The organism is Ruminococcus sp., from assembly GCF_017549005.1.
Classification (GTDB): domain Bacteria; phylum Bacillota; class Clostridia; order Oscillospirales; family Ruminococcaceae; genus Ruminococcus.
The window spans coordinates 80999-106719 of record NZ_JAFYYT010000001.1 but is presented as its reverse complement, the minus strand read 5'-3'; the positions used below and the strand labels follow the sequence as shown (position 1 = coordinate 106719).

The window sequence follows — 25721 nt, the reverse complement described above, 5'->3', positions numbered from 1 at the left end:
TAGTAATGGAAAATATTACAGTAAAAATCAACGGTGTTGAATTAGAAGTCCCCAAGGGCACTACTGTTCTTGAGGCTGCTCACATGGCTGGCTTTGAAATTCCTACACTTTGCTATATGAAGGAGATCAACGAGATCGGTGCCTGCCGTATCTGCGTTACAGAGGTAAACGAGGGCAGAGGCTTCCGTCTGGTAGCAGGCTGCGTATACCCATGTTCCAACAATATGGAGATCCTCACAAGCTCACCAAAGGTAATCGAGTCAAGAAAGAGAACTCTCGAGCTCATTCTTTCAACTCATGACAGAAAGTGCCTCTCATGTGTAAGAAGCGGCAACTGTGAGCTTCAGAAGCTGGCTAAGGACTACGGCGTAGAGGACGCTACAGTTTACGACGGCATTAAGAACGAGTATGAGGTAGATAATTCTGCTCCTCATATGTACCGCGACAATAACAAGTGTATCCTTTGCCGCCGCTGCGTAGCAGTATGTGCAAAGACACAGGGAATCGGCGTTATCGGTGCAAACGAGCGTGGATTCAAGACATATATCGGTTCTGCATTCGACATGGGACTCGGCGAGACAAGCTGTGTATCCTGCGGTCAGTGTATCGCAGTATGTCCTGTAGGAGCTCTCTCTGAAAAGGATTACACTAAGGAAGTTATGGCAGCTATCGCTGATCCTGAGAAGACAGTTATCGTTCAGACAGCTCCTGCTGTTCGTGCAGGTCTCGGCGAGTGCTTCGGCAATGCTATCGGCACAAACGTAGAGGGCAAGATGGTTGCAGCTCTCAGAAGACTCGGCTTCGATAAGGTATTCGACACAGACTTCTCTGCTGACCTTACTATCATGGAAGAGGCTAACGAGTTCCTCGATCGTTTCTCAAACGGCGGAACACTTCCTCTTATCACATCATGCTCACCAGGATGGATCAAGTTCTGCGAGCACTACTATCCTGATCTTCTCGATCACCTTTCAACCTGTAAGTCACCACAGCAGATGTTCGGTGCAACTGCTAAGACATACTGGGCTCAGAAGATGGGCATCGATCCTAAGAATATCGTTATGGTATCTATCATGCCATGTACAGCTAAGAAGTTCGAGATCGGCAGACCCGATCAGAGCGCTGCTGGCGTACCTGATGTTGACTATGCTCTCACAACCCGTGAGCTCGGCAGAATGATCGAGCGTGCAGGTATCCTCTTCAACTCACTTCCTGAGGAGAAGTTTGACGATCCGCTTGGAATCTCAACAGGTGCAGGCGTTATCTTCGGCGCTACAGGCGGTGTTATGGAGGCTGCTCTCAGAACAGCTGTATACACACTCACAGGCGATAACGTAACAGATCTTCCTGAGGTTCGTGGTACAAAGGATATCAAGGAAGCAACTTACAATGTTGCAGGCAACAATGTAAAGGTAATCGTTACAAGCGGTCTTGCAAATGCAAGAAAGGTACTTGACGACATCAGAGCAGGCAAGTGCGACGCTCAGTTCATCGAGATCATGGCTTGTCCCGGCGGCTGTGTAAACGGCGGCGGTCAGCCACAGGTTCCTATGGGTGTCAGAAACTTCGTTGACATCAGAGAAGAGAGAGCTAAGGTTCTCTACAACCTCGACAAGTCAATGCCTCTCAGACAGTCTCACGAGAACCCTGCAATCAAGAAGGTTTACGAAGAGTTCTTCGAGAAGCCGGGCAGCCACAAGGCACATGAGGTTCTCCACACATCTTACGTTAAGAGAAAAGTTAACGAAATATAATCAAAAGCTGAATTCATTGAAGAGCGGACGAAATGTCCGCTCTTTTTTTGTTGACATATAATGTATAAAGTGATATAATGGTATAAAAGAATGATATGAGATCAGGAGGATGTTTATGGATAATGTATGTGAATTCTGCGCTGCAAAGGTCGTTAGGGGAACCTTGCTCACCCCTTACTCAGTTCAGTTCTATCCTGAGGGAGAGGAGAAAAAGCTCAAACCCAAGAGAAGCCAGGTGATCTGTGATGCCTGCCCGCAGTGCGGACATATTCAGAATATACGCCTGAAGAATCCCGAAAACATAATGCAGTATCGTTATACCATACTCGATGAATAAAACTCACTAAGCTGCGGATACTACCTTAAAAGGAGGCAGTATCTATGCAAGTAAATTTTGATGAAAGTCAGACCAGGGTAAATCTCATGCGGGCTTTTGCAGGGGAGTGTCAGGCGCGTCAGCGATACTATCAGGCTGCGCTCATAGCACAGAAGCAGAAGCTTGTGAGCATCGAGAGAATGTTCCGCTTTACCGCAGAACAGGAGGAGCGCCATGCTATGGTGTTCTGGAAGCAGCTCAAGGAATCCGCTGGCGGAAATATTGATATTTCAGCAGGTTTCCCGGCTGATGTTTATGAGGATATGCAGCAGCTCATTGACGCTTCCGCAGATGAAGAGGAAAAGGAATACAGTATAGTCTATCCTGATTTTGCGCGGATAGCAGCGGACGAGGGCTTTACTGATATCGCGTCAAAGTTCCGCATGGTAGCTGAGATCGAGAACAACCACAATACGAGATTCAGGTATTACGGCGACCTCATGCGGAGCGGAAAACTGTTCAGAGCTGACGATACCGGACAGACGTGGATATGCCTGAACTGCGGTCATATCCACACGGGAAGCGAGCCGCCTCAGGAGTGTCCTGTTTGCAGAGCAGCACAGGGATATTTCATACGCGAGTACGAAGCGGCATTTACTTCATCGGAAATGTAAAAAAATAAGGGCGGCAGAAGCCGCCCTTATTTGATGTCCTTTATTCATTTCTGCTGTTTTTTCAGCTTCCGCATAATTGACAGGAAAACTCCGAGCTCTACAGCGAAAGTAACTATCCATGAGATAGTATATGAGAAGTACAGGCTCTTTACCGAGTGATACTCGGGCATCCTGAACACAATGTATATCCAGCCGAGACGTATACCGACAACTCCGATAACAGTGATGAGCATAGGCAGCACCGAACGTCCGAGACCGCGGATAAGACCTGTCGTAACGTCCATGAGACCGCACAGGAAATATGGGACCATTATATAAGTCATACGGACAAGTCCGTGCTTGATAGCTTCTTTTGAGTCCGGGAGATAAATGGACAGCAGCGGTCTGCCGAAGAAAAGGGCTGTGAGTCCGAGAAATGCTCCCGTACAGAAAACGGCGACAAGACATATCCACATTATCTTGCGAATGCGGTCGAGTTTTCCTGCACCGTAGTTCTGACCTGTGAAATTCAGCGAGGTCTGACTGTATGAGTTCATGGAGGTGTACACAAATCCCTCGATATTCTGAGCAGCAGCGTTGCCTGAGTTTACAATAGGACCGAAAGAGTTTATGGAAGACTGGATTATAACATTTGATATTGCAAAAATAGATGACTGCAGACCAGCAGGAAATCCGATCTGAAAAATTCTTTTCAGCTGTCTGCCGTAAATGTGTACCTTTTTAAGCTCAAGCCTGCAGGCGTCGTCTCTTTTCATGAGAGCCCTTACCACAAGCGCAGCCGAAAGCGTCTGGGATATGACAGTTGCGAGAGCAACGCCTGCAACGTCCATTTTGAAGGCGATGACAAATATCAGGTTCAGTATGATATTAAGGAAGCCTGCGGCGGTAAGGTAGTACAGAGGACTTTTCGTATCGCCTGCGGCCCTGAGGATAGCCGAGCCGAAGTTATACAGCATACTTGCGATAGTTCCGCAGAAGTATATCCTCATATAAGACGCCGAAAGGTGAAGCTGATTTGAGGGAGTGTCCATAAGGCGCAGAAAAGTCTCTGAGAAAAGCACTCCCACGACAGTAAGAACAGCTCCGCATATCACGGCAGTCGGGATAGCGGTATGGACAGTCCTGCGGACGTCCTCGCTCCTGCCAGCGCCTATCCCGTGGGCAACAGTAACGCCTGCGCCGACGGAAAGACCGATGAAAAGATTGACGATAAGGTTTATGAGAGCTCCTGTAGCGCCTACAGCGCCTACGGAATTGCTTCCGTTGCACTGACCTACAACAACGAGGTCGGCGGCGTTGAAGAGAAGCTGTAAAATACCTGTCAGTATGATAGGGATAGTATAGAAGATTATCTTACTGACAAGAGGTCCTTCGCACATATCCGCGGATTTGCTATGCATATAAATAACTCCTAACTGCCGCTGTATCGGGTGCGTTGCGGCTTACGCATAAAAAAGCCCCCGAAGGGACTTTTTTCAATCGTTGGTGTTTTTCTTGATGCGGGCGATCTCCTGTTCTTTTTTCCACAGGAAACTGATATGTGCTTCCGTTCCGTTCTGAATACGTTTAAAGTTTTCGATGTGCTTGTAAAGAATGACAAGATCTACTACAGAAAGAATGACAGTTCCCACAGGATCGCCTGTGATGAACGCATAGACAAGGGTGAAGATGATCGAACCAGTGACAGGTACGACGCATACATAATCCACGGAGAAGCCCAGTACTATCTCAAAGAGCAGCAGCAGAACAAATATGAGCGGATTGAATGCAAGGATAGTACCGCCCAGTGAGGCGAGTCCCTTTCCGCCGTGGAACTTCATGAGCACAGGGAAGATATGTCCGAGTATACAGCATGAGCCCGACAGTATCTTAGCGAACCTGATCTGTGGAAACAGGTATGCGGCAAGAGCGGAAGCTGCAACTGCTTTGAAAATATCAAAAAGCGCTACAAGCAGACCTGCTTTCTTGCCAATGGTAATAACCGTATTTGACGCGCCGGCATTGCCCGAGCCTCTTTCTCGGATATCAAAGCCCTTGAATTTAGAGATAATAAAGGCTGGATTGATATTGCCGAAGAAGTATCCGAGCAGGGCGCATAGAAGAATTTGCATAAAAATGATCCCCCCAGGAAAAAGCAGCTGAGCTGCAAAAAAATGACGATGCGTTTTTAGCACTTCTTATAATACCATATTTGCGCGAAAAAGTAAATACCCTGCGGAAATTTTTTGTATCTCCGCAAAAAATAATTGTTAAAAAGAAAAAATAATATTTTCCGTGTTACATTATGAATTTCCGGGGCGATTTGTATTAGTGAAAGGGGAAATACAGAATGTGCACAATAGGAGTGGTGAACTATGACTGAAAAAGAGCTGCAGCATTTATTGAAGGCAAAGCCTGAACGCGGACAGCGTGCCTTTTATGATAAATACTTCAACTATGTATATACTATAGTATATTCACGGCTTAAAGGCTGCGCGTCAGTTGAAGATATAGATGAGTGTGTAGGAGACGTTTTCGCACAGTGCTTCCTGTTTTTTGACAAGCAGGAAGAGATAGGCGGAAATATCAAAGCCTTTACGGCTTCTGTGGCCAGAAGAAAGGCAGTTGATACATACAGAAGAGTTGCAAGACATACTTCGAGGAGCATATCGCTCGAGGAGGACGACGAGTTCGTATCAGAAGAGGATATAGTAGCTTCTACGGAGCAGTCTGAGCTCAGAAAGCTGCTCTACGACAAGGTAGAGGAGCTTGGGGAGCCCGATTCCACTATAATAATACAGAAGTATTACTACGGCAGGAGCTCAAAGGAAATTGCAAAGATAGTCGACCTGTCATCGGATAACGTAAGGACCAGATGCAGCAGGGCGATAAAGAGACTTAGAGAGATGCTCCATGAAGTGGGATTTGCAGGATAAGGAGAGATAGAAATGAAAGATGATCTTGATATGATGTTTAGCAGAAAAGAGAATGATATCGAAAGGATATCAGAAAAATATCCTGCCGCAGGCAGAAAAGAAAAAGAAAAAATATATAAGCTCAGTCAGCAGAAGTACAGGCAGCTCAAGGCTGCGGAGGAGTCTGACGACGGCTTTACGGTCGAAGCTTCCGGAGTCGAGCGCTACCGCAGACCAATGCTGTATAGGGGAATAAGTGCAGTTGCGGCTACAATGGTGCTTGTCAGCGGACTTGCAGGAGGGCTGTTTTTAGCAAAGAACAGCAGGATACCGAAAGTGGATATGTCCAAGAGCGATAATGCAGGGCAGGCGACTACAGTCACCGGAACTTCTTTCCGTGAGCTCGACATAGGAGTAGATGTGCTTGTCGACAATTTCCAGCATATCATGGGCGAGCTGTATACAGACGAAGCTGATTATGAGGAAGAACCGTTCCTGACATTTTACAGGGACACTGTTGATCCGTCAACAGGGGAGATGTATAAGCTGACTGTTGATTACCGCACAGTAACAGATGAAAAGCTCAATACTCCCGAAAAGGTGAAGGCGCTTATGAACGCTACCTTCGCACCGAAGCTCAATGCATATTATCTCGGAAACGATGTCAGCGGCTACGAAAACGGAACAGATTTCAGAGATGACGGACAGGCGTCAAAGTATATAAGGCCGTTCGTTCTGTATAAAGACAAGGTGCTTTCAGACCATATAGACGATCATGAGTTATCTCTTGACTATAAGTTCGGAGAGGTATATGATTTCAGCGGTTATGAAATGATCTCCTCGCTTTATACTGAGGACTATGAGGATTTTTCGGGAAAATTCGACCTTGAGAATACTTTCTCCGCTTATGACGAAAGCGATATGCAGAGTATGGTATGCAACAGGGTCTACAAGCGCAGTGACGGAGTGCTTATCTATGCCGACTTCCTTCTGAAAAACTCGGACGGAGGCTGGAAGATCGCTAACTACAGCATTATGGACGAAAGCGAGAGAATGCTGGAGAAAAGCAAAAATGAGACAGAGGTACAGCATACAACAGCTGCTGAAAGCGGTGATAATACAGAATTTGCAGAGCTTCAGATGCATGATATGACAATATTCTCAAATTATGAGGAGGCAAAAGAGCTTTCTACAAGACTTGATTATGAAATGTACGATGGCACATATCCGTTCAGAAAAGTCGATACGGAGAAGTATACCGGTCAGATCATGAATGCAAGCGGAGAAGCGGCTCTGAATGCTATTGAAAACAAGAGCTATATATACCATATTATGCTTAATTCGTACCGTTATTTCGATACTGCGGACGTAGTATTTGAATACCGCGGCGAGGGAGATGGAGGCAAATGGAGCAATACCGAGCACTGTCTTGCAGACAACAGGAAAAATTATTTCTGTATGGATAATGAATTTATCCACGGTACATATCACAGTAATATGACGTTTTATCAGGATAATAATGAATGGATAAGCGTAAATAACGTGGATAAAACGTTTAATAAACAGGAATCAGACGCTCCTGATTACAATTATGTGTATCTTCCCGATAATTACCGTTATTTATTTTATTACGATACGGAAACCGGACAGATGGAAGAATACATGAACTTCACTGATATTCCGATGGGCGCAAAATGTATGGACAGCTTATATCCCGATACACGCTATCTGACGGATTTCAACGACTGGCATATCATTTCTGTTGAAGAGCAGTTCGACAGAGACTGCGCTGTTATCTACGTAGAAACAGAAGATTATACCAATAAAATGGTCGTAGACCTGAGGAGCGGTATCGTTTTGAGCTACTCAGAGCAGAATATGATAGAGAATAGCTATAAAGAAATGAATACAACGAGCTTTAAGGTAGACGAGCCGCTGGAACACAGGCATTTTGACACGACAGGCTACAAAGACGACAGCTACGAAACTCCTGATGAAGAATAAAAAAAGTTATCCCCTTTGCGGAAGCAAAGGGGATAATGCTTATATCACAGTAATTTGATAAGCTCATTGTGTACCTTGCTGAGCCTTTCATCGGAAAGGCCGAAATCCATAGCCTTGTAGTTCCAGGCGGCTCTGCCGATACCGTGTTTTTCAAAGACAGAGTTTATCGTTCTGTACCATTTGATCGTATCCTCGGGAGATACTACATCGATACAGCCGTATTCTCCGCAGTACAGACTTGTTCCGAACTTCTCCGCCTTAGCTATAGCGGTAGAGAAAAGCTCCTCGAAATACTCGGGAGAAGTTACGCTCTCCTCGAAGGGAATACGTTCCTCCGGGATTATAGCTGTAGTCCAGTAAGCGCCCTGATGTGTGAACTTCAGGGGTTCATAGCAGTGCATATTGTAAATAACGTTCTTGTCAAAGGGCTCGTCGAGGAACTGTACTGTATCGGCGCTGTTGTTGTGATAGCTTCCCACGAGGATAAGTATATCGGGAGCGATCTTTCTTATCCTGCTTATGCATTCTCTGACTATCCTGTTCCATGCGTCGATGAACTCGGCGTCTGTGACCTCGTTGAGAAGCTCAAAAGCCACATTGGAAGTCATGGAGCCATAGCGCCTTGCGACTTCTTCCCACAGGCGGTAGAAGCGCTCCTGATACTCTTTGCTGTCAAAGAAGCCGTTCTCGTCCTCACCGTAGTAATCGAAAGAGAATCCGGCTGTTTTGTGCAGGTCGAGTATGATATTCAGCCCGTTTTTCCTTGAAGCTCTGATAGCCATATCAAGGTATGCGAAGCCGTTGTCATTGTATGTACCGTCCTTGTTTTCCAGTATATTATAGTCAAATGGAACGCGGACATGGTCAACGCCCCATGAAGCAGCAATTTCAAAGTCTTTTTCGGTAATGAAGGTGTCAAGGTGTTCCTTTTCGTAGCTGCACTGTGAGAGCCAGCCTCCGAAATTAACGCCCTTGTTGAAACCGTTTATCTTTCTCATTTATTTATCGCCTCCTGTGACAGATTATAACACGCTGACAGTAAAAAATATACTTGTATTATGTGAAAAATGGCAAATTAATGATATATAAGCAAAAGTTTATCAGTATACCGCAAAGTAACGGTGTACATCAGAAATAAAATAAACCCCACTGCAAAAGCAATGAGGTTTTATTGGCGCGGATTGAGAGATTTGAACTCTCGCGCCGGTTTCCCGACCTACTCCCTTAGCAGGGGAGCCCCTTCACCACTTGGGTAAATCCGCAAACCGACGAGCGAAAGCTCACCGATAAAAAAATTGGCGGAGAGGGTGGGATTCGAACCCACGTGACCGTTAAGTCAAACGGTTTTCAAGACCGCCTCGTTATGACCGCTTCGATACCTCTCCATTTTTTACTGCCGAATTAATCAGCTTTTATATTATACCACGGAGAGGAGTAGTTGTCAAGAAAAATGCGGAGCGAACCTTTACAATATATTTTCAACATTTTTGTTAAATGTGCTGATAAACAGCGTTGAAATATGCAAAGGTGCGGAAAGCAATGGAAAAAATGCAAATTTCGTGTAAATTTTTTCGTGATTTTCGGAAAATGTACTTTACATATCTTTGAAATTAGTGTAAAATAAACTATGGATAATTTTTTTGTGAGGTGCTTATATGGAACCAAAGTATAAAAGAGTATTATTAAAGGTCAGCGGCGAAGCTCTCGCAGGCGACAACAAGACAGGTCTCAATTACGACGTAGTAACAGAGATATGCAAAAGCATCAAGAAGTGCGTTGACGCAGGCGCACAGGTAGCTGTAGTTGTCGGCGGCGGTAACTTCTGGAGAGGCCGTTCAAGCGGAGCTATGGACAGGACACGCGCAGACCATATCGGAATGCTTGCAACAACTATGAACGCACTTGCTCTCGCAGATGTTCTCGAATCACTCGGCTGCACTGTCCGTGTACAGACAGCTCTTCAGATGGCTGCGATTGCAGAGCCCTATATCCGCAACAGAGCCGTAAGACATCTCAACAAGGGAAGAGTAGTCATATTCGGCTGCGGAACAGGAAACCCCTTCTTCTCAACAGATACGGCAGCCGCACTCCGTGCAATGGAGATACAGGCAGATATCCTCATGAAGGCTACTCTTGTAGACGGCGTGTACGATAAAGACCCCCACAAGTATGAAGATGCAAAGAAGTACGATACCCTCACATTCACAGAGGTCATCGGACAGGATCTCGGCGTAATGGACAGCACAGCTGCCGCAATGTGCCGTGATAACCACATGAAGATGCTGGTATTCGATCTCAGCCGTCCCGATAACATCTATGACGCTATCATGGGCGGAAATGTAGGAACCGTTGTCGGCGAATAATGAAAGGAATGAAATACTATGAAAGAACAGCTTAATCTCGCTAAGGAAAAAATGAATAAAAGCCTTAACGCACTTGGCAATGAATTTGCTTCGATCCGTGCAGGAAGAGCAAATCCTGCGGTTCTCGACAAAGTAATGGTAGATTATTACGGAGCAGCTACTCCTGTAAATCAGATGGCGGCAGTTTCGGTATCAGAGGCAAGAATACTTGTTATCCAGCCCTGGGACAAGTCCACATTAAAGCTCATCGAAAAGGCTATACAGGCTTCCGATATCGGTATCCAGCCTGTAAACGACGGTAACGTTATCCGTCTTGCATTCCCGCAGCTCACAGAGGATCGCCGTAAGGAGCTCTGCAAGAGCATAAAGAAGTACGGTGAGGAGTGCAAGGTAACTGTTCGTTCCATAAGACGCGATACTATGGAAAAGTACAAGGCAATGAAGAAGAACTCGGAGATCACTGAGGACGACCTCAAGGACTGCGAGAAGAAGGTACAGGATCTCACGGACAAGATGTGCGACGATGTTGACAAGATGGTCGCTGACAAAGAAAAAGAGATCATGACTGTATAATTGGTGAAATATGGCATTATTCGGAAAAAAGGAAACAACTGAGCTTACGCTGCCCGAGAAGCTTCCCGAGCACGTAGGCTTTATCATGGACGGAAACGGCAGATGGGCAAAGAAACGTGGTCTGCCGCGTCCATTCGGACATCGCGAGGGTGCGAAGCAGTTCAAGAAGATAGTCCGCTACTGCAAGGACATCGGACTGAAGAATATCAGCTTCTATGCCTTTTCCACAGAGAACTGGCAGCGCCCCGACGATGAAGTAAATACTATCATGGAGCTCTTCCGCGATTACATCGTTGACGTAAGAAACTTCCTCAGCGAGAATACCCGTATGATTTTCCTCGGCGACAAGAGCGCCTTTGACGCTGACCTTCAGGAAAAGATGATAAAGCTTGAGGAGGATACGGCTCATTATACGGAGATGAACCTTATGATGGCTGTAAACTACGGCGGACGCGATGAGATCGTACACGCTGCAAGAGCCCTTGCACAGAAAGCTGTAAACGGCGAGATAAGACCAGAGGACATCACAGAGCAGTCGGTTGCGGATAATCTTTATACCGCAGGACTTCCCGACGTTGATCTTCTTATCCGTCCCAGCGGCGAACTGAGACTTTCAAATTATCTCATATGGCAGTGCGCCTATGCGGAGTACTATTTTACAGATGTGCTCTGGCCTGATTTTACGCCTGCCGAGCTTGACAAGGCGCTTATCGAGTATGCAAGAAGAAACCGCCGCTTCGGAGGTGTCTGATGCTTACGCGAATCATTTCGGGAGCTGTGGGTGTTGTACTGCTGAGTGCCGTACTTTTTTTCCACGACACCATTGTTCTGCCCATAGCAGTCGCAGCAATAATCGCAGTTATGCTCTTTGAGCTTCTCCGTGCGGTAAAGCTCCATAAATGTCTGCCCATACTCATAGCGGCAGAGGCTTACGGAATAGCAGTGCCGGTGCTATACGGTATAATGACAAAGCTTACAGTAGACGGACCTGTTGTTCCGCCGCATTATGAGTTCTGTGCGTGGCGTTATGCTCACGATTATAACGTATATGTGTTCGGAGCAATGCTTCTGTGTGCATTCGTTGTGTTTGTCACATGGCTCAGAAATCACAAGGCGATACGCTATGAGCAGGTATTCTTTGTACTTGCTGTAATGATACTTGTACCGCAGGCGATGACAACTATGGTTCGCATGGAGCGCTATGACTCTGAAAGCGGACTTTTCCTGCTTATTATGGGACTCTGCGGTGCGTGGATAGCAGATACGGGAGCATATTTTACAGGTGTCGCCATAGGCAAGCACAAGCTCTGCCCCGAGATAAGCCCCAAGAAAACTGTCGAGGGACTTGTGGGCGGTATCCTCACAACTGCTATTGCTTATACAGTCGCTTTTTCGTGCTATTACGGCTTTACAGTAAAGAGAGCCCTTATTGCCTTTGTAACAGGTGCTGTATGTGCTGTTATAGGTACTGTAGGAGACCTTTCGGCTTCAATGGTAAAGCGTCAGATAGGCTTCAAGGACTACGGAAAGATAATGCCGGGACACGGCGGACTTATGGACCGCTTTGACAGCGTTCTTTTCGTGCTGCCTACTTTTTATGCATTTATCGCCTTATTCGGCGTACAGTGATATTTCTGAAACGGACTATTCACGGATAGTCCCTTTCGCATTTTATAAAGGACTTTTTCATAATATATTTTCGGGAGCTATTTCCGAGAAAAGGGGAAAAAACAATGAACAAAACGGTGTCGATACTTGGATCAACAGGTTCGATAGGAACGCAGTCACTGGAGGTCTGCGAGAAGCACGGGCTGAAAGTCGCAGCGCTTGCGGCTCACAGCAGCATTGAGGCTCTTGAGCAGCAGATAAGGAAATTCCGCCCCAAATATGCCTGCATTTACAACGAGGAGAAGTATGCCGAGCTGAAAAGACGTATTTCCGACACAGATGTTGAGCTTTTATGCGGCATGGAAGGACTTTGCAGACTTGCTTCACTTGAAGAAGCCGATATCATACTCAATTCCGTAGTCGGTATGGTCGGACTTCTCCCTACGCTTACGGCTATAGAAGCAGGAAAGGATATTGCCCTTGCAAACAAGGAGACTCTTGTTGCAGGCGGCGAGCTTGTGATGAGCGCGGCTGCAAGAAAAGGTGTGAAGATATATCCTGTTGACAGCGAGCATTCAGCTATTTTCCAGTGCCTGCAGGGCAACAAGCGCGAACAGCTCAGCAAGATAATCCTCACGGCTTCGGGCGGACCATTCTTCGGCAGAAGTTATGAGGAACTCAGGAACGTCACAAAGGAACAGGCTCTTCATCACCCTAACTGGGACATGGGCAACAAGATAACCATAGATTCCGCAACTCTCATGAACAAGGGACTTGAATTCATCGAGGCAAAATGGCTCTTCGACCTTGCTCCCGAACAGATTGAGATAGTGGTACACCGTCAGAGCGTTGTACACTCCGCTGTTGAGTACAACGACTACTCCGTGATCGCCCAGATGGGTGTTCCGGATATGAAGATACCGATACAGTACGCTCTCCTATATCCCAACAGAATGAGCTGTCCCACAGGAAGACTCTCGCTTACGGATTACGGAAAGCTCACATTTGAGAAACCCGATCTTGACACGTTCAAGTGCCTGTCCGCAGCTATCGAAGCCATAAAGCGCGGCGGTTCATACCCTTGTCTCGTTAATTCCGCCAATGAAGAAGCCGTTAAGGCTTTCCTCCATGACGAGATAAAGTTCATCGATATCGGCGAGACCGTGGCTTCGGTGCTTGACAGCTTTGAGCCGTCGGAAATAAAGAGCTATGATGATGTAATGAGTGCCGACAGGGCTGCAAGAGCCTATGTCAGAGAGCGTATCTCAGCATTATAAGGCTTTGATTCAGAAAGGAAACATACTAAATGGGTGTTATAATAGCGATCATCATTTTCGGAATAATAGTTACAGTACATGAGTTCGGACATTTCATATGTGCAAAGCTCAGCGGGATAAAGGTGCTGGAGTTTTCCATAGGCATGGGACCTAAGCTGCTGCAGAAGAAAAAGGGCGAGACAAAGTACTCCCTGAGAGCTCTGCCGATAGGCGGATACTGCGCTATGGAGGGCGAGGATTCGACGAACAGCGACCCGAGAAGCTTCCGCAATGCAAAGCTCTGGAAGAGGATGATAGTCCTTGTTGCAGGTGCGGCGATGAACTTTGTCCTCGGCTTTGTTGCGATCATTATATTCATGAGTATGCTCAACAAGGTGCCGTCCACAGTTATCAACGGATTTGTCGGCGAGCGCGGTGACGACGGGAATACCATATACTATGCGAGAAGCTACGAAACAGGTCTTCGCCATGAAGATAAGCTGATATCTATCGACGGCGAAAGGATATACAGTGCATGGGATTTCAATAATGTATTTGAAAAAATAGAAACAGACAAATCCTATACGGTCGTTGTAAAGCGCGGCGGAAAGAGAAAAACCATAGAAAATGTGGTGTTCCAGGATACTTCTGTTACTGACAAGGAAGAAGCAGTGGATTTCGGCATAAGGTATTACAACAAGAATCCGCTCACAGTTATGCGCGGCTCGGGAGAGCTCTTCATGACTATGTCCCATGTCATAACCAATTCGCTTAAACAGCTGATCTCGGGCAAGGCGAAAAAGGAGGACGTTTCGGGACCTGTGGGAGTAGTTTCCACCATAAACGAGGCTGCTGCCGAGAGCGAGAACGTCAGGGACGCGATCCTCAATTTACTGTGGCTTACTTCTCTTATAACCATAAACGTGGGAATATTCAATCTTCTTCCCATACCGGGACTTGACGGCGGCAGACTGCTGTTCTGCGTTATAGAGCTCGTTCGCCGCAAGCCTGTAAAGCCCGAGCATGAGGGCTATGTGCACCTTGCAGGTATGGCACTTCTTTTCGGAATCATGATATTTGCAACATACAACGATATAGTAAAACTTGTTTCGGGAGGCTTCCATGGCTGACATATGTCTGTTGGGAACGGGGGGAATGCTCCCGCTTCCTGAAAGGTTCCTTACGAGTCTTTATGCCGAGTATAATGGAAAAGCGATACTCATCGACTGCGGTGAGGGAACTCAGGTGGCTGCTGCAAAGCACGGACTGAAAATAAGCAGGATAGAAGCTATACTTATCACTCACTGCCATGCTGACCATGTTACGGGACTTCCCGGGCTGCTTCTTTCTATAGGAAACAGCTCGCGTACAAAGCCCATTGATATATTCGCTCCCGAGAACTGCCTGCCTGTTATTGAAAAGCTTATGAGCGTCTGCGGCGGTCTGCCCTATAAGGTGGAGCTCCACGGTCTGCCCGAGGACAGAAACTATGAGTTTGAGGCGGATATGATAGACCCTCTGCTTACGATAAAGACCATGCCGCTCTCACACAGAGTCAGCTGCCTCGGATACAGTCTTGTACTCAGGCGCAGACCCGTATTTCTTCCGCAGAACGCCAAGGCGATGAATATACCTGTTGAATTCTGGAAAAGGCTCCACAACGGAGAGACAGTCACTCTTGCCGACGGACTGAGAGTTCCCCCTGAGGCTGTGACGGGAGAGAAGAAGAAGCCATTGAAAATAACCTATGTGACAGATACGCTCCCTATACCCGAGCTTGGGCTTTTCGCACTGGATTCCGACCTTTTCATATGTGAGGGAATGTACGGTATCCCCGAGCGTAAGGAGTCAATGAACGAAAAGTGTCATATGCTCATGCAGGACGCCTGCAATATCGCTCTTGAAGCCGGGGCAAAGCGGCTCTGGCTCACTCATTACAGCCCTGCGGAAAAGGTTCCCTCTGTTTATGCAGAGGAGCTTCGGAAAATATTTTCGGAGACCGTAGTGACCGAGGACGGAGCAAAGATAACTCTTTAGAATCGGTAAAGCGTCAGCTTTTACCGTAAATGACGATAGGAGAAATGATATGAGAAATGTTAGACCTGTTAAGGTAGGGGACTGCGTCCTCGACGGAAAACATATATACATTCAGTCGATGCTGAATGCACGCTCCGATGATATCGAGGGAAGCGTAAAGCAGGCTGTTGAGCTTGAAAAGGCAGGCTGCGAGATAATCCGCGCTGCTATACCTAATATGGACGCCGTAAGACTTATACCTGCAATAAAGGAAGCGGTAAATATCCCTCTTGTTGCAGATATACACTTTGATTACAGGCTCGCTCTCGAATCCGCAGCAGCAGGAGTTGACAAGATACGTATAAACCCCGGTAATATCGGAGGTATGGACAGAGTGAAGGCAGTTGTTGACGCCTGCCGCGCTAAAAATATCCCTATCCGCATAGGCGTCAATTCGGGCTCTCTCCAAAAGGAGATACTTGCGAAATACGGTTCTCCGACGCCTGAGGCTCTGGTTGAGAGTGCAATGACTCATGCGGCAATGCTTGAGCATTTCGACTTCAATGATATCGTTATTTCCATAAAGTCTTCGGACGTTCAGAAAATGATCGCTTCATACAGACTTGCAGCCGAAAAGTGCAGTTATCCTCTCCACCTCGGAGTTACCGAAGCAGGTACTGAGCGTATGGGACTTATTAAATCCTCCATTGGTATAGGTTCTCTGCTCTGCGACGGTATCGGCGAGACTATCCGTGTTTCGCTTACAGATGACCCTGTACGCGAGGTAGAAGCTGCAAAGGATATCCTCAAAAGTATCGGCAAGCGCGGCGGCGTGAGACTGGTCTCATGTCCTACCTGCGGCAGAACGAGGATAGACCTTGTCAAGGCGGCAAAAATGGTGGAAGAAGCCGTTAAGGACATGGACAAGGATATTACGGTTGCGGTTATGGGCTGTATCGTAAATGGTCCCGGAGAAGCCCGTGAAGCTGATATCGGTATCGCCGGCGGCGACGGCTGTGCTGTTATTTTCAAGAAGGACGGCACTCAGAGAAAGGTTAGTGAAGCAGAAATAGTTCCCGAGCTTCTTGCAGAGATAGACAAGCTTTGAAATATGCCCTTCTATAAGGGGGCTGAAACAGGGGTTCATTAAACGGAAAACCGTTTAATAAGGTATAAATTTTTTTTATTTTTACAAAATGGTACAAATATTTTGTAAACGAGGAGTCGTAAAATGCAGGTCAAAATTTCCGAATTTTTAAAGGATTATTCACTGGAACTGCCCGAAAGTGTGCTTGCCGGAGAGATCTTCAAGCTTACATATACGGAAAATCTTGAAAATATCCGTTTCCACGTTCACTTTGACAGTCTTGTTCCGAGTGATGATATCTTTGCGTTTGAAAAAGCAGTTGAAGCTGCCATAAAGGTCGAGCAGGCAAGACTTGCCTGCCGCTACCCCTCCGAAAAATTCGGAATGGACTGCTACGGCGAGCTTGTAAAGCTGCTCAAGCGCGATATACCTGTTGTCAACGGCTTTCTCGATGACGCGGAGGTCTCTCTGAATAACGATGAGCTCCGTATACGAATAGTTCACGGCGGCAGGGATATACTGGACAGATATAATTTCTGCCGCTGTTTTTCTCAGCTGATATACAATCAGTTCGGCGTGCGCGTAAAGGTGGTTCTTGACGGCGACAGCTCCGTCAGCAGGGAGCAGTTCGACGAGATGATAGAGCGTATCGAAGCCGACCTCCCCGACTACAGCGACCAGCTGATTCCAGACAGGACTCCCGATGAGATAAGGGCTGAGGAGGTCAGGTCGGTAATACCTACAGTTACCATAGATATCGGCGCTCTGAACAAGGAGTTCGACGCGGAATCCGCCGAGGTCATCAAGGGCAGGGCTATACGTGAAAAGCCTGTTCCGATATGCGAGGCTGTTCAGCACCTGGGCGAAAAGGTGGTAGTGGTCGGCGACGTTTTTGCTTCGGAGCTGAAGGAAGTACGCAACGAAAAGACAGTTGTAACCTATGATGTCACCGATTACAGCGGCTCACTTAAACTGAAAATATTTGCAAAAAATGAAGAAGTGGAGGAGATGAAGCTCGGTTCCATAAAGAGCGGCGCTACACTTCTTGTATCAGGAAAGCTTGACTATGATTCCTTTGCGAGGGATATTGTTATTTCCGTTAATTCCCTTATTAAGGTAAAGCGTATCCCGAAAATGGACAACTATCCCGAAAAGCGCGTGGAACTCCACTGCCATACGAATATGTCGGCTATGGACGCCGTTACCGACCCTGTTACGCTCATCAACAGAGCGGCTGAGTGGGGGCATCAGGCTATGGCGATAACCGACCACGGAAACGTACAGGCTTTCCCTGACTGTATGTATAATATGCCCAAGAACTTCAAGGCAATTTACGGTATGGAGGCTTACGTTGTCAATGATATCGAGCGTGACATGGTCGTTTACGGCGACGACGACCGCTCCTTTGACGACGAGATAATAATTTTTGACGTTGAGACTACAGGTCTCAGCTTCCGCAACGACCGTCTGACGGAAATAGGTGCTGTAAAGCTGAAAAATCTGCAGGTAGTCGATGATTTCAACACAAAGGTCAATCCGGGATTCCATATCCCCGAGCATATCACTGAACTCACAGGTATAAGCGATGCTGATGTAGCAAATGCTCCCGATGAGGAAGAGGCTCTGAAAATGTTCATGGAGTTCTGCGGAGACAAGCCTGTTATCGTAGCTCATAACGCAAGATACGATACAAACATGATAAATCAGGCGCTGAAACGCAAGAACATGACCTTTGAGTACACATGGGTTGATACTCTCGTTATGTGTCAGTCCATGCTGCCAGAAATGGGACGTCATAAGCTCAATCTTGTGGCAAAGCAGCTGAAACTCGGTAAATTCGACCACCACAGAGCCTCAGATGACGCTCTTATGCTTGCGAAGATATATATTGCCCTTGCAGGCAGACTGAAGACCGACCGCGGTTTCAAAACTCTGCAGGAGCTCAATATCCTCGTGAATGAGATAGAGATAAAGAAGCTTAAAAGCTATCACCATATCATACTTGTCCGCAATCAGGCAGGTCTGAAAAATCTCTACAGGCTCGTTTCGCTCAGCAACCTCGAATACTTCTACAAAAAGCCGCTTATCCCAAAATCAAAGCTTATCGAGCACCGTGAGGGACTTATTTTCGGAAGCGCCTGCGAATCGGGAGAGCTCTTCCAGGCTATTCTTGATATCCGTGACCAGGACTATATCGACAATCTTGCAAAATTCTACGATTATCTTGAGATACAGCCTATCTGCAACAACAGGTTCATGGTGAGGAAAGGTGTTGCCCGTGACGACGAGGAGCTCCGCGACTTCAACCGCGAGGTGGTCGCACTTGGCGACAGGCTTGGAATACCGACCTGTGCTACCTGTGACGTTCACTTTATAGATCAGAAGGACGCTATATACCGTAAAATAATCCTTGCGAGCATGGGATTCAATGACGCGGAGGAACAGGCTCCCCTGTACTTCAGGACGACTGAGGAGATGATGGCGGAATTCGAGTATCTTGGCGAGGACAAGGCTAAAGAGGTCGTTATAACCAACACAAACGCCATTGCCGATCAGATAGAGATGATACGCCCTATCCCGAAGGGAACATTTACCCCGACTATCGAGGGTGCAGAGGAAGAACTCGTGAAGATAACCCACGACAAAGCTCATGAGATATACGGAGATCCGCTCCCCGAGCTTGTTGACAAGCGCCTTGACCGTGAGCTTTCATCTATCATCAAGCACGGATTCTCAGTGCTCTATATCATTGCTCAGAAGCTTGTATGGAACTCTGTCGAGAACGGATATCTTGTCGGTTCGAGAGGTTCTGTCGGCTCGTCATTTGTGGCGTCAATGGCAGGAATCTCGGAGGTAAATCCGCTTCCGCCGCATTATGTATGCCCTAACTGCAAGCACAGCGAGTTCCTTCTTGACGGTGTGTACGGTTCAGGATTCGACCTGCCTCCGAAAAAGTGTCCCGACTGCGGAAAGGACATGAACCGCGACGGACACGATATCCCATTCGAGACCTTTCTTGGCTTCGACGGCGACAAAGCGCCTGATATAGACCTTAACTTCTCCGATGAATACCAGTTCTGGGCTCACCGCTATACGGAAAAGCTCTTCGGAAAGTCGAACGTGTTCAAGGCGGGAACTATTTCGGTTGTTGCTGAAAAGACAGCATACGGCTATGTCAAGAAATACTGCGAGGAGAACGGAATCACTCTGAACAATGCTGAGCTTAGCAGGCTTGCCATAGGCTGTACAGGTATAAAGAGGACAACAGGTCAGCACCCGGGCGGAATGGTCGTTGTTCCGTCGGATTACGACGTTTACGACTTCACTCCCGTTCAGCACCCTGCCGATACTGCGGATTCGGAGATAATCACAACGCATTTTACGTTCAACTCCCTCCACGATACCATACTCAAGCTTGACGAGCTGGGACACGTAGTTCCGACTCTTTACAAGCACCTTGAGGACTTGACGGGAATAAAGATAAAGGACGTTCCCACATCGGACCCTGATGTTATACGTATGTGCACCAACTGCGATGTGCTTGGGGTAACTCCAGAGGATATATACTGCAAGACAGGAAGCCTCGGCATACCCGAAATGGGTACAGGCTTTACCATACAGATGCTTCTTGACGCAAAGCCTACTAAGTTCAGCGACTTCCTGCAGATATCCGGACTTTCCCACGGTACCGACGTATGGCTTGGCAACGCAAAAGACCTTATCGACAACGGCGTATGCACCATTTCCGACGTTATCGGAACCCGTGACTCCATTATGACCTACCTTTTATACAAGGGCGTAGAGCCGAAAATGGCTTTCCAGATAATGGAGTGGACCCGAAAGGGAAAAGCTCCGAAGCAGTTTACTCCTGAGATAATTCAGATGCTCCGCGACCATAACGTACCCGAGTGGTACATAGAGAGCTGTCTTAAAATAAAGTATATGTTCCCTAAGGCTCATGCGGCGGCTTATGTTATCGCTGCCATAAAGCTGGGCTGGTTCAAGCTCCATATGCCGCTGGAGTATTATGCTACCTACTTCTCCGTAAGAGGTGAGGACTTCGACGCAGAGCTTGCGGTAAAGGGAATCGGCGCAGTACGCGCAAAGATAGAGGAGATAAAGGCTCTCGGAAACGACAGGACCAACAAGGACAGCGCCCTCTATGATATACTTCTCATTACAAACGAGATGATGTCGAGAGGCTACGAGTTCCTGCCTATAGATTTGTTCAGGTCTCACGCTACTGACTACCTTGTTGAGGACGGAAAGCTGAGAATACCGTTTTCTGCAATGAGCGGCGTCGGAGACAACGCTGCAAAGGGCATATACGAGGCTGTACAGAAAGGCGGCTTCATGTCCATTGAGGAGTTCCAGTCTGAAAGCGGAGCGTCAAAAACAACAATTGATATGTTGAAAAGCATAGGTGCATTTGGTGATTTGCCCGAATCCACTCAGATGTCTTTCTTTTGACTTGACTTTTCTTTAGTAATATGTTATCATAGTACCATGTTAGCAGACTAAAGTGATTGACGAGGAGGTATAATATGAAAAACTATGATCTTATCACTCCAGAGGGTACAAAGGACTTGCTCTTCGGGGAGTGTATCGTAAGAAGAAATATAGAAAACACGCTCATGAATCTTTTCAAGAGCCGCGGCTACAGCGAGACCATTACTCCGGGACTTGAATTTTATGACGTGTTCAACCTTAATTCACGCTATTTTCCGCAGGAGAACCTGTACAAGCTCACTGACAGCAAGGGCAGGCTTCTTGTAATGCGTCCCGATACGACTATGCCTATCGCGAGAATTGTCGCAACAAGACTGAGGGACGCGGACCTTCCGCTCAAGCTGTGCTATGCACAGGCTGTATACACCACAGAGCCCTCCCTCAAGGGAAGGAGCGACGAGGTAGTACAGGCAGGTATCGAGCTTATCGGCTCGCAGCTGAAAATGGCTGACCTTGAGGTCATATCCACTGCTGTGGATTCTCTCAATTCCTTCGGCATGGAGTTCTCGCTGGAGCTCGGACATATCGGTATCTTCAAGGAGCTCGTCGGCAAGCTTGAAGCTTCCGAGCATGACAAGGAAAGTATAAGAAAGCTTATCGAGAACAAGAATTTCCCTGCGCTCAATGATATGCTCGACAGTTTCGGAGCTTCACCCGTCACCAATGCGCTCAAGAAGCTTCCTGCACTCTTCGGCGGCGAGGAAGTATTTGAGAAGGCTGAGGAGCTCATGCCTGATGAGAACATCAAGCATATACTCGACGAGCTGAGAGAGATATACGCAGACGCTTCCGAGCTCTGCGGCGGTGAGGGAACCATTACAGTTGACCTCGGACTCGTTAACAAGACAGATTACTATACAGGTCTTATCATAAAGGGATATTTACAGGGACACGGTGAGGAAGTCCTCTCTGGCGGACGATATGACAAGCTCATTTCCGAGTTCGGTTACGACGTTCCCGCAGTTGGCTTTGCAGTCAACATCAACGCAGTCGCAAAGCTCATGGAGAAGAGCGACGTACTTCCTGCCGAGCCCAAGGCAGACGTTATCGTATTTGCCGAGGAGGGCTGCGAGGTAGCCGCGATAAAGGCTGCACGTGAGCTCCGCGAGCAGGGACTTATCGTTGAGAACGCGCTTTTCGACGATATAGAAAGTGTTCGTGAGTACGCCATAGAAAAGAAGATACCAAAGGTAGTAGTAATAGACGGCGAAAGCAAGGAGGTCTCCATATGAATAAGCCCATAAGAATGGCTCTTACAAAGGGCAGACTTGAAAAGGATACGGTCGATCTGCTTGAAAAGCTCGGCTTCGACTGCACAGCTGTCCGCGAAAAGGGCAGAAAGCTCATACTTCCTGTACCCGACGCCAACCTTGAAGTCGTACTTGCAAAGGCGAACGATGTTATCACCTATGTTGAGCATGGCGTTTGCGACATGGGCGTTGTGGGAAAGGACACTATCATGGAGATGAAGGGCAAGTTCTATGAGCTTGTTGACCTCGGCTTCGGAAAGTGCAAGTTCGCACTCGCGACCAAAAAGGGCTACGATTTCTACAGCGGCTACGGTATCAAGACCATTGCTACAAAATATCCCAATGTTGCGAGAACATTCTTCGAGAAGAAGGGCATGGATACGGAGATAATCAAGATTGAGGGTTCTGTTGAGCTGGCACCGCTCCTTGAGCTTGCCGACGGTATAGTTGATATCGTTGAAACAGGTACGACTCTCAGAGAGAACGGACTCGAGGTCATCGAGGACGTAGCTCCTATCTCTGCAAGACTCATCGCCAATACCGTAAGCCTGAAAATGAGGCACGCTGAAATAGACAGACTTATCACACTTATAGAGGAGAATCTTTGATGAAGAAAATATTTGCCAACGGTACGGACGAGGTCGCTTTTCTCAACGATCTGAAAAAGAGAAGCGGCGAGACCAATAAAAGGGTCACAGAGGTCGTATCGGAGATAATAGAAAATGTAAAGAACAACGGTGATGAAGCCGTTAAGAACTATACGCTGAAGTTTGACGGAAATCTTCCGAAATATTACGAAGTTCCGCGCGAGGTCATCAACGACGCCCTCACAGAGGCAGATCAGGAGTTCGTTGATGCACTTCTCAATGCACAGGAGAATATTGCGGACTTCCACAACAGACAGGTGGAGCAGAGCTTCATTTCACCCAAGAAAAACGGCGTTATAATGGGTCAGCGCATACGTGGGTTACACAGGGTAGGTCTCTATGTACCGGGCGGTACTGCTGCTTATCCGTCGAGCGTGCTCATGAATGCTATCCCTGCAAAGATCGCAGGAGTTGAGGAGATAGTAATGGTAACTCCCCCTTTAAAGGACGGCACGCCCAACAAGGATATCCTTGTTGCAGCAGCTATCTGCGGAGTTGACAGAGTATTCCTCTCAGGCGGCGCACAGGCTATTGCAGCTCTTGCATACGGCACTGAGGAGATACCGAAGTGCGACAAGATAGTAGGCCCCGGAAATATCTATGTTGCTACAGCCAAGAAGCTTCTTTACGGCGTTGTTGACATCGACATGATAGCGGGACCGAGCGAGATACTTGTAATCGCTGACGATACCGCAGATCCGAAGTTCACAGCTGCCGATCTTATGTCGCAGGCAGAGCACGATGTGCTTGCCTCCGCAATTATGGTAACTACAAGTGAAAAGCTTGCAGACGGCACTATAAAGGAAATAGAGCGTCAGAAAGAGTATCTTTCAAGAAAGAACATCATCGAGAAGTCTCTTGAGGACTATGGTGCTATTATAATTGCAGACAGCCGCGAGAAGTGCGTTGAGCTTGCAAACGAGATAGCTCCCGAGCACCTTGAAGTCCTCATGGAAAATCCGTTTGAGCTTCTCGGCAGCCTCGATAATGCAGGTTCTATATTCCTCGGCAACTACGCTTCCGAGCCTCTCGGCGACTACTACGCAGGACCAAATCATGTCCTGCCTACAAGCGGTACAGCCCGTTTCTTCTCGCCTCTCGGAGTTGCAAGCTTCACGAAGCGTACAGCCTACACCTACTACACAGAGGAAGCGCTCAGACAGGCTAAGGACGACATAGTTCTTATCGCAGAGCGCGAGGGACTTACAGCTCACGCTAATGCTATCAAGGTAAGATTTGAAGACTGAATCACGCAATGGGGCGGCTTGAAATACAGCTGCCCTATAGGTGTTTAAAATAAGGAGAATAAATGAAGAAATACCGCTGTCTTTGCTGCGGCTACCGCACCATTGGAGAAAGAGGCAGATTTGAAATATGCCCCATATGCTTCTGGGAAGACGACCCTTACATACTGTACGGTAAGCGTAATGAACATGGGAATATCACGTCGGTATACTATTACAATGACTGTGACAGCGAGGATTATGACGGCGGAGATATCCTTGATCTTGAATCGGGAACAAATCACCTGCTGACTTTAAGACAGGGCAGATATAATTTCCGTAAATTCGGTGCTTTTGCTGAAGATGTCAAAGAATTTGTTAGATTTCCGCGGAGTTCTGAAATGAAAAGATGGCGGAAAGAAAACTGCATAATAAATGACGAACTTGTCTTTCTGTCAGAAAATGAAAGGATAAATAATATGAGTTACAAGCTTAATAAAAAACTGGTGAATTTAGTGCCTTATGACCCTATAACAGGACACTATGACATCAGACTTGACGCAAACGAGAGCTGTTTCAATCTTTCTGACAGCTTAAAGGCAAAGATCGGAAAGAGCATCTCGCAGATAGACTTCAACCGCTATCCCGACTGTCTTGCAAAGGCTCCCACAAAGGCTTTTTCGGAGCTTTACAATGTGCCCGAGGAGCTTATCAGCGCAGGAAACGGCTCCGACGAGCTCATAAGCATTATTGAGGGCTGCTTTTTTGAAGCAGGAGATACTGTAGTCAACGTATCTCACGACTTCTCAATGTATGAGTTCTATGCACAGCTCTATGAGGTAAATGTGGAGACTTATCAGAAAGAAGCAGACCTTACCATAAACGCTGACAAGCTCATAGCTTTCTGCAGGGAGAAAAAGGCAAAGGGACTTATCTTCTCCAATCCCTGCAACCCTACGTCTCTCGGACTTGACAGGGCTTCAGTGAAGAAGATAATCGAATCTCTTGACGGTTGTCTCGTTATCCTCGATGAAGCCTATATGGACTTCTGGGATCAGTCAGTGCTTGCAGACGTTGACAATTACGACAATCTCATTATACTCAAGACCTGTTCAAAGGCTATAGGTCTTGCAGCAGTAAGATTCGGCTTTGCAGTTGCGAACAGGACAATTACCAATGCCATACGTGCGGCAAAGTCGCCTTACAATAACGATACAGTTGCTCAGACCATAGTTTCGGATATACTTTCCGAAAAGAAGTATCTTTCGGACTGCCGCGACGCTATCATAAAGAACACAAAGCAGCTTTACAGTGATATCGTTTCGATCAATGGAAAGTACGGCTGTTTTGAAAAGGTATATGAGACCTGTACCAATTTTGTACTTGTAAAAACGGACGAATTTGAGAAAATATATCGTTATATGCTGGATAATTCCATTGCGATAAGAAAATTCAAAGGCTTTATAAGAGTAACATCGGGAAGTGCAGAGGAAAACGCACGTTTCATCGAAGTACTCGACGGATATTTCAGAAAATAAAGGAGTACA

At 47.0% G+C, this 25721-nt stretch carries 21 protein-coding genes and 2 tRNA genes; 18 read left to right on the top strand and 5 right to left on the bottom strand.

What is annotated here, in order from left to right:
* Positions 1–5: 5 nt before the first annotated feature.
* The 3 genes from IKW96_RS00515 (at position 6) to IKW96_RS00505 (ending at position 2744) form a co-directional block, all read left to right on the top strand.
* A complete protein-coding gene (locus tag IKW96_RS00515) occupies positions 6–1754 on the top strand; it encodes an NADH-dependent [FeFe] hydrogenase, group A6 (RefSeq protein ID WP_296568955.1) in 1749 nt (582 codons plus the stop codon).
* A gap of 115 nt (positions 1755–1869) precedes the next feature.
* The gene (locus tag IKW96_RS00510; RefSeq protein ID WP_295086528.1) at positions 1870–2091 is read left to right on the top strand and encodes a hypothetical protein; all 222 of its coding nucleotides are present in this window, start codon (positions 1870–1872) and stop codon (positions 2089–2091) included.
* Positions 2092–2135: 44 nt separating this feature from the next.
* Positions 2136–2744: a rubrerythrin family protein gene (locus IKW96_RS00505; RefSeq protein WP_296568948.1), complete on the top strand. Its 609-nt coding sequence runs from the start codon at positions 2136–2138 to the stop codon at positions 2742–2744.
* 44 nt (positions 2745–2788) lie between these two features.
* Here the strand turns inward: IKW96_RS00505 and IKW96_RS00500 are convergent, their stop codons facing one another.
* Together IKW96_RS00500 and IKW96_RS00495 are read right to left on the bottom strand one after the other, a co-directional pair.
* A complete protein-coding gene (locus IKW96_RS00500; protein ID WP_296568945.1) occupies positions 2789–4144 on the bottom strand; it encodes an MATE family efflux transporter in 1356 nt (451 codons plus the stop codon).
* Between the two features lie 75 nt (positions 4145–4219).
* Positions 4220–4855, bottom strand: coding sequence for a glycerol-3-phosphate acyltransferase (locus IKW96_RS00495; protein ID WP_296568942.1), 636 nt, complete (start codon positions 4853–4855; stop codon positions 4220–4222).
* Between the two features lie 243 nt (positions 4856–5098).
* Between IKW96_RS00495 and IKW96_RS00490 the strand changes: the two genes are divergently transcribed.
* Together IKW96_RS00490 and IKW96_RS00485 are read left to right on the top strand one after the other, a co-directional pair.
* A complete protein-coding gene (locus IKW96_RS00490; protein WP_296568937.1) occupies positions 5099–5659 on the top strand; it encodes a sigma-70 family RNA polymerase sigma factor in 561 nt (186 codons plus the stop codon).
* Between the two features lie 12 nt (positions 5660–5671).
* Positions 5672–7642, top strand: coding sequence for a hypothetical protein (locus IKW96_RS00485; protein WP_296568932.1), 1971 nt, complete (start codon positions 5672–5674; stop codon positions 7640–7642).
* A gap of 44 nt (positions 7643–7686) precedes the next feature.
* Here the strand turns inward: IKW96_RS00485 and IKW96_RS00480 are convergent, their stop codons facing one another.
* The 3 genes from IKW96_RS00480 to IKW96_RS00470 all read right to left on the bottom strand — a co-directional run bounded on the left by IKW96_RS00480 (position 7687) and on the right by IKW96_RS00470 (position 9027).
* Positions 7687–8640: a cellulase family glycosylhydrolase gene (locus IKW96_RS00480; protein ID WP_296568930.1), complete on the bottom strand. Its 954-nt coding sequence runs from the start codon at positions 8638–8640 to the stop codon at positions 7687–7689.
* 174 nt (positions 8641–8814) lie between these two features.
* Positions 8815–8904, bottom strand: a tRNA-Ser gene (locus IKW96_RS00475).
* Between the two features lie 34 nt (positions 8905–8938).
* Positions 8939–9027, bottom strand: a tRNA-Ser gene (locus IKW96_RS00470).
* A gap of 270 nt (positions 9028–9297) precedes the next feature.
* Here IKW96_RS00470 and pyrH point away from each other — a divergent pair.
* The 13 genes from pyrH to IKW96_RS00405 all read left to right on the top strand — a co-directional run bounded on the left by pyrH (position 9298) and on the right by IKW96_RS00405 (position 25712).
* The gene (gene pyrH, locus IKW96_RS00465; protein WP_296568927.1) at positions 9298–10005 is read left to right on the top strand and encodes a UMP kinase; all 708 of its coding nucleotides are present in this window, start codon (positions 9298–9300) and stop codon (positions 10003–10005) included.
* 18 nt (positions 10006–10023) lie between these two features.
* A complete protein-coding gene (gene frr, locus IKW96_RS00460; RefSeq protein WP_296568924.1) occupies positions 10024–10578 on the top strand; it encodes a ribosome recycling factor in 555 nt (184 codons plus the stop codon).
* Between the two features lie 10 nt (positions 10579–10588).
* Complete coding sequence (gene uppS / locus IKW96_RS00455; protein WP_296568922.1) at positions 10589–11329, top strand: polyprenyl diphosphate synthase; 741 nt, start codon at positions 10589–10591, stop codon at positions 11327–11329.
* Positions 11329–12207, top strand: a complete 879-nt coding sequence (locus IKW96_RS00450; protein ID WP_296568919.1) for a phosphatidate cytidylyltransferase — start codon at positions 11329–11331, stop codon at positions 12205–12207. Before uppS ends, IKW96_RS00450 begins: the two co-directional genes overlap by 1 nt.
* Before the next feature lie 104 nt (positions 12208–12311).
* On the top strand, positions 12312–13463 hold the full coding sequence (locus tag IKW96_RS00445; RefSeq protein ID WP_296568916.1) for a 1-deoxy-D-xylulose-5-phosphate reductoisomerase: 1152 nt from the start codon (positions 12312–12314) through the stop codon (positions 13461–13463).
* A 29-nt stretch (positions 13464–13492) separates the two neighbouring features.
* Positions 13493–14572 carry a site-2 protease family protein gene (locus IKW96_RS00440; RefSeq protein ID WP_296568913.1) on the top strand — a complete coding sequence of 360 codons (1080 nt, stop codon included), beginning with the start codon at positions 13493–13495 and terminating at the stop codon, positions 14570–14572.
* Positions 14565–15479 carry a ribonuclease Z gene (locus IKW96_RS00435; protein ID WP_296568910.1) on the top strand — a complete coding sequence of 305 codons (915 nt, stop codon included), beginning with the start codon at positions 14565–14567 and terminating at the stop codon, positions 15477–15479. Before IKW96_RS00440 ends, IKW96_RS00435 begins: the two co-directional genes overlap by 8 nt.
* A 1-nt stretch (position 15480) precedes the next feature.
* Positions 15481–16566, top strand: coding sequence for a flavodoxin-dependent (E)-4-hydroxy-3-methylbut-2-enyl-diphosphate synthase (gene ispG / locus IKW96_RS00430; protein WP_296569078.1), 1086 nt, complete (start codon positions 15481–15483; stop codon positions 16564–16566).
* A 123-nt stretch (positions 16567–16689) separates the two neighbouring features.
* A complete protein-coding gene (locus IKW96_RS00425; RefSeq protein WP_296568907.1) occupies positions 16690–21015 on the top strand; it encodes a PolC-type DNA polymerase III in 4326 nt (1441 codons plus the stop codon).
* A gap of 74 nt (positions 21016–21089) precedes the next feature.
* The gene (gene hisZ / locus IKW96_RS00420) at positions 21090–22286 is read left to right on the top strand and encodes an ATP phosphoribosyltransferase regulatory subunit (protein WP_296568905.1); all 1197 of its coding nucleotides are present in this window, start codon (positions 21090–21092) and stop codon (positions 22284–22286) included.
* Positions 22283–22912 carry an ATP phosphoribosyltransferase gene (hisG, locus tag IKW96_RS00415; RefSeq protein ID WP_296568903.1) on the top strand — a complete coding sequence of 210 codons (630 nt, stop codon included), beginning with the start codon at positions 22283–22285 and terminating at the stop codon, positions 22910–22912. The genes hisZ and hisG overlap by 4 nt, the downstream gene beginning before the upstream one ends.
* A complete protein-coding gene (gene hisD / locus IKW96_RS00410; RefSeq protein ID WP_296568901.1) occupies positions 22912–24198 on the top strand; it encodes a histidinol dehydrogenase in 1287 nt (428 codons plus the stop codon). The genes hisG and hisD overlap by 1 nt, the downstream gene beginning before the upstream one ends.
* 62 nt (positions 24199–24260) lie before the next feature.
* Positions 24261–25712 carry an aminotransferase class I/II-fold pyridoxal phosphate-dependent enzyme gene (locus IKW96_RS00405; protein WP_296568898.1) on the top strand — a complete coding sequence of 484 codons (1452 nt, stop codon included), beginning with the start codon at positions 24261–24263 and terminating at the stop codon, positions 25710–25712.
* The last annotated feature ends 9 nt before the right edge of the window (positions 25713–25721 follow it).

Excerpts from the sequence above, each read along its gene's own strand:
- IKW96_RS00515 (WP_296568955.1), top strand. The coding sequence starts at position 6 with ATGGAAAATATTACAGTAAAAATCAACGGTGTTGAATTAGAAGTCCCC.
- IKW96_RS00510 (WP_295086528.1), top strand. The coding sequence starts at position 1,870 with ATGGATAATGTATGTGAATTCTGCGCTGCAAAGGTCGTTAGGGGAACC.
- IKW96_RS00505 (WP_296568948.1), top strand. The coding sequence starts at position 2,136 with ATGCAAGTAAATTTTGATGAAAGTCAGACCAGGGTAAATCTCATGCGG.
- IKW96_RS00500 (WP_296568945.1), bottom strand. The coding sequence starts at position 4,144 with ATGCATAGCAAATCCGCGGATATGTGCGAAGGACCTCTTGTCAGTAAG.
- IKW96_RS00495 (WP_296568942.1), bottom strand. The coding sequence starts at position 4,855 with ATGCAAATTCTTCTATGCGCCCTGCTCGGATACTTCTTCGGCAATATC.
- IKW96_RS00490 (WP_296568937.1), top strand. The coding sequence starts at position 5,099 with ATGACTGAAAAAGAGCTGCAGCATTTATTGAAGGCAAAGCCTGAACGC.
- IKW96_RS00485 (WP_296568932.1), top strand. The coding sequence starts at position 5,672 with ATGAAAGATGATCTTGATATGATGTTTAGCAGAAAAGAGAATGATATC.
- IKW96_RS00480 (WP_296568930.1), bottom strand. The coding sequence starts at position 8,640 with ATGAGAAAGATAAACGGTTTCAACAAGGGCGTTAATTTCGGAGGCTGG.
- pyrH (WP_296568927.1), top strand. The coding sequence starts at position 9,298 with ATGGAACCAAAGTATAAAAGAGTATTATTAAAGGTCAGCGGCGAAGCT.
- frr (WP_296568924.1), top strand. The coding sequence starts at position 10,024 with ATGAAAGAACAGCTTAATCTCGCTAAGGAAAAAATGAATAAAAGCCTT.
- uppS (WP_296568922.1), top strand. The coding sequence starts at position 10,589 with ATGGCATTATTCGGAAAAAAGGAAACAACTGAGCTTACGCTGCCCGAG.
- IKW96_RS00450 (WP_296568919.1), top strand. The coding sequence starts at position 11,329 with ATGCTTACGCGAATCATTTCGGGAGCTGTGGGTGTTGTACTGCTGAGT.
- IKW96_RS00445 (WP_296568916.1), top strand. The coding sequence starts at position 12,312 with ATGAACAAAACGGTGTCGATACTTGGATCAACAGGTTCGATAGGAACG.
- IKW96_RS00440 (WP_296568913.1), top strand. The coding sequence starts at position 13,493 with ATGGGTGTTATAATAGCGATCATCATTTTCGGAATAATAGTTACAGTA.
- IKW96_RS00435 (WP_296568910.1), top strand. The coding sequence starts at position 14,565 with ATGGCTGACATATGTCTGTTGGGAACGGGGGGAATGCTCCCGCTTCCT.
- IKW96_RS00425 (WP_296568907.1), top strand. The coding sequence starts at position 16,690 with ATGCAGGTCAAAATTTCCGAATTTTTAAAGGATTATTCACTGGAACTG.
- hisZ (WP_296568905.1), top strand. The coding sequence starts at position 21,090 with ATGAAAAACTATGATCTTATCACTCCAGAGGGTACAAAGGACTTGCTC.
- hisG (WP_296568903.1), top strand. The coding sequence starts at position 22,283 with ATGAATAAGCCCATAAGAATGGCTCTTACAAAGGGCAGACTTGAAAAG.
- hisD (WP_296568901.1), top strand. The coding sequence starts at position 22,912 with ATGAAGAAAATATTTGCCAACGGTACGGACGAGGTCGCTTTTCTCAAC.
- IKW96_RS00405 (WP_296568898.1), top strand. The coding sequence starts at position 24,261 with ATGAAGAAATACCGCTGTCTTTGCTGCGGCTACCGCACCATTGGAGAA.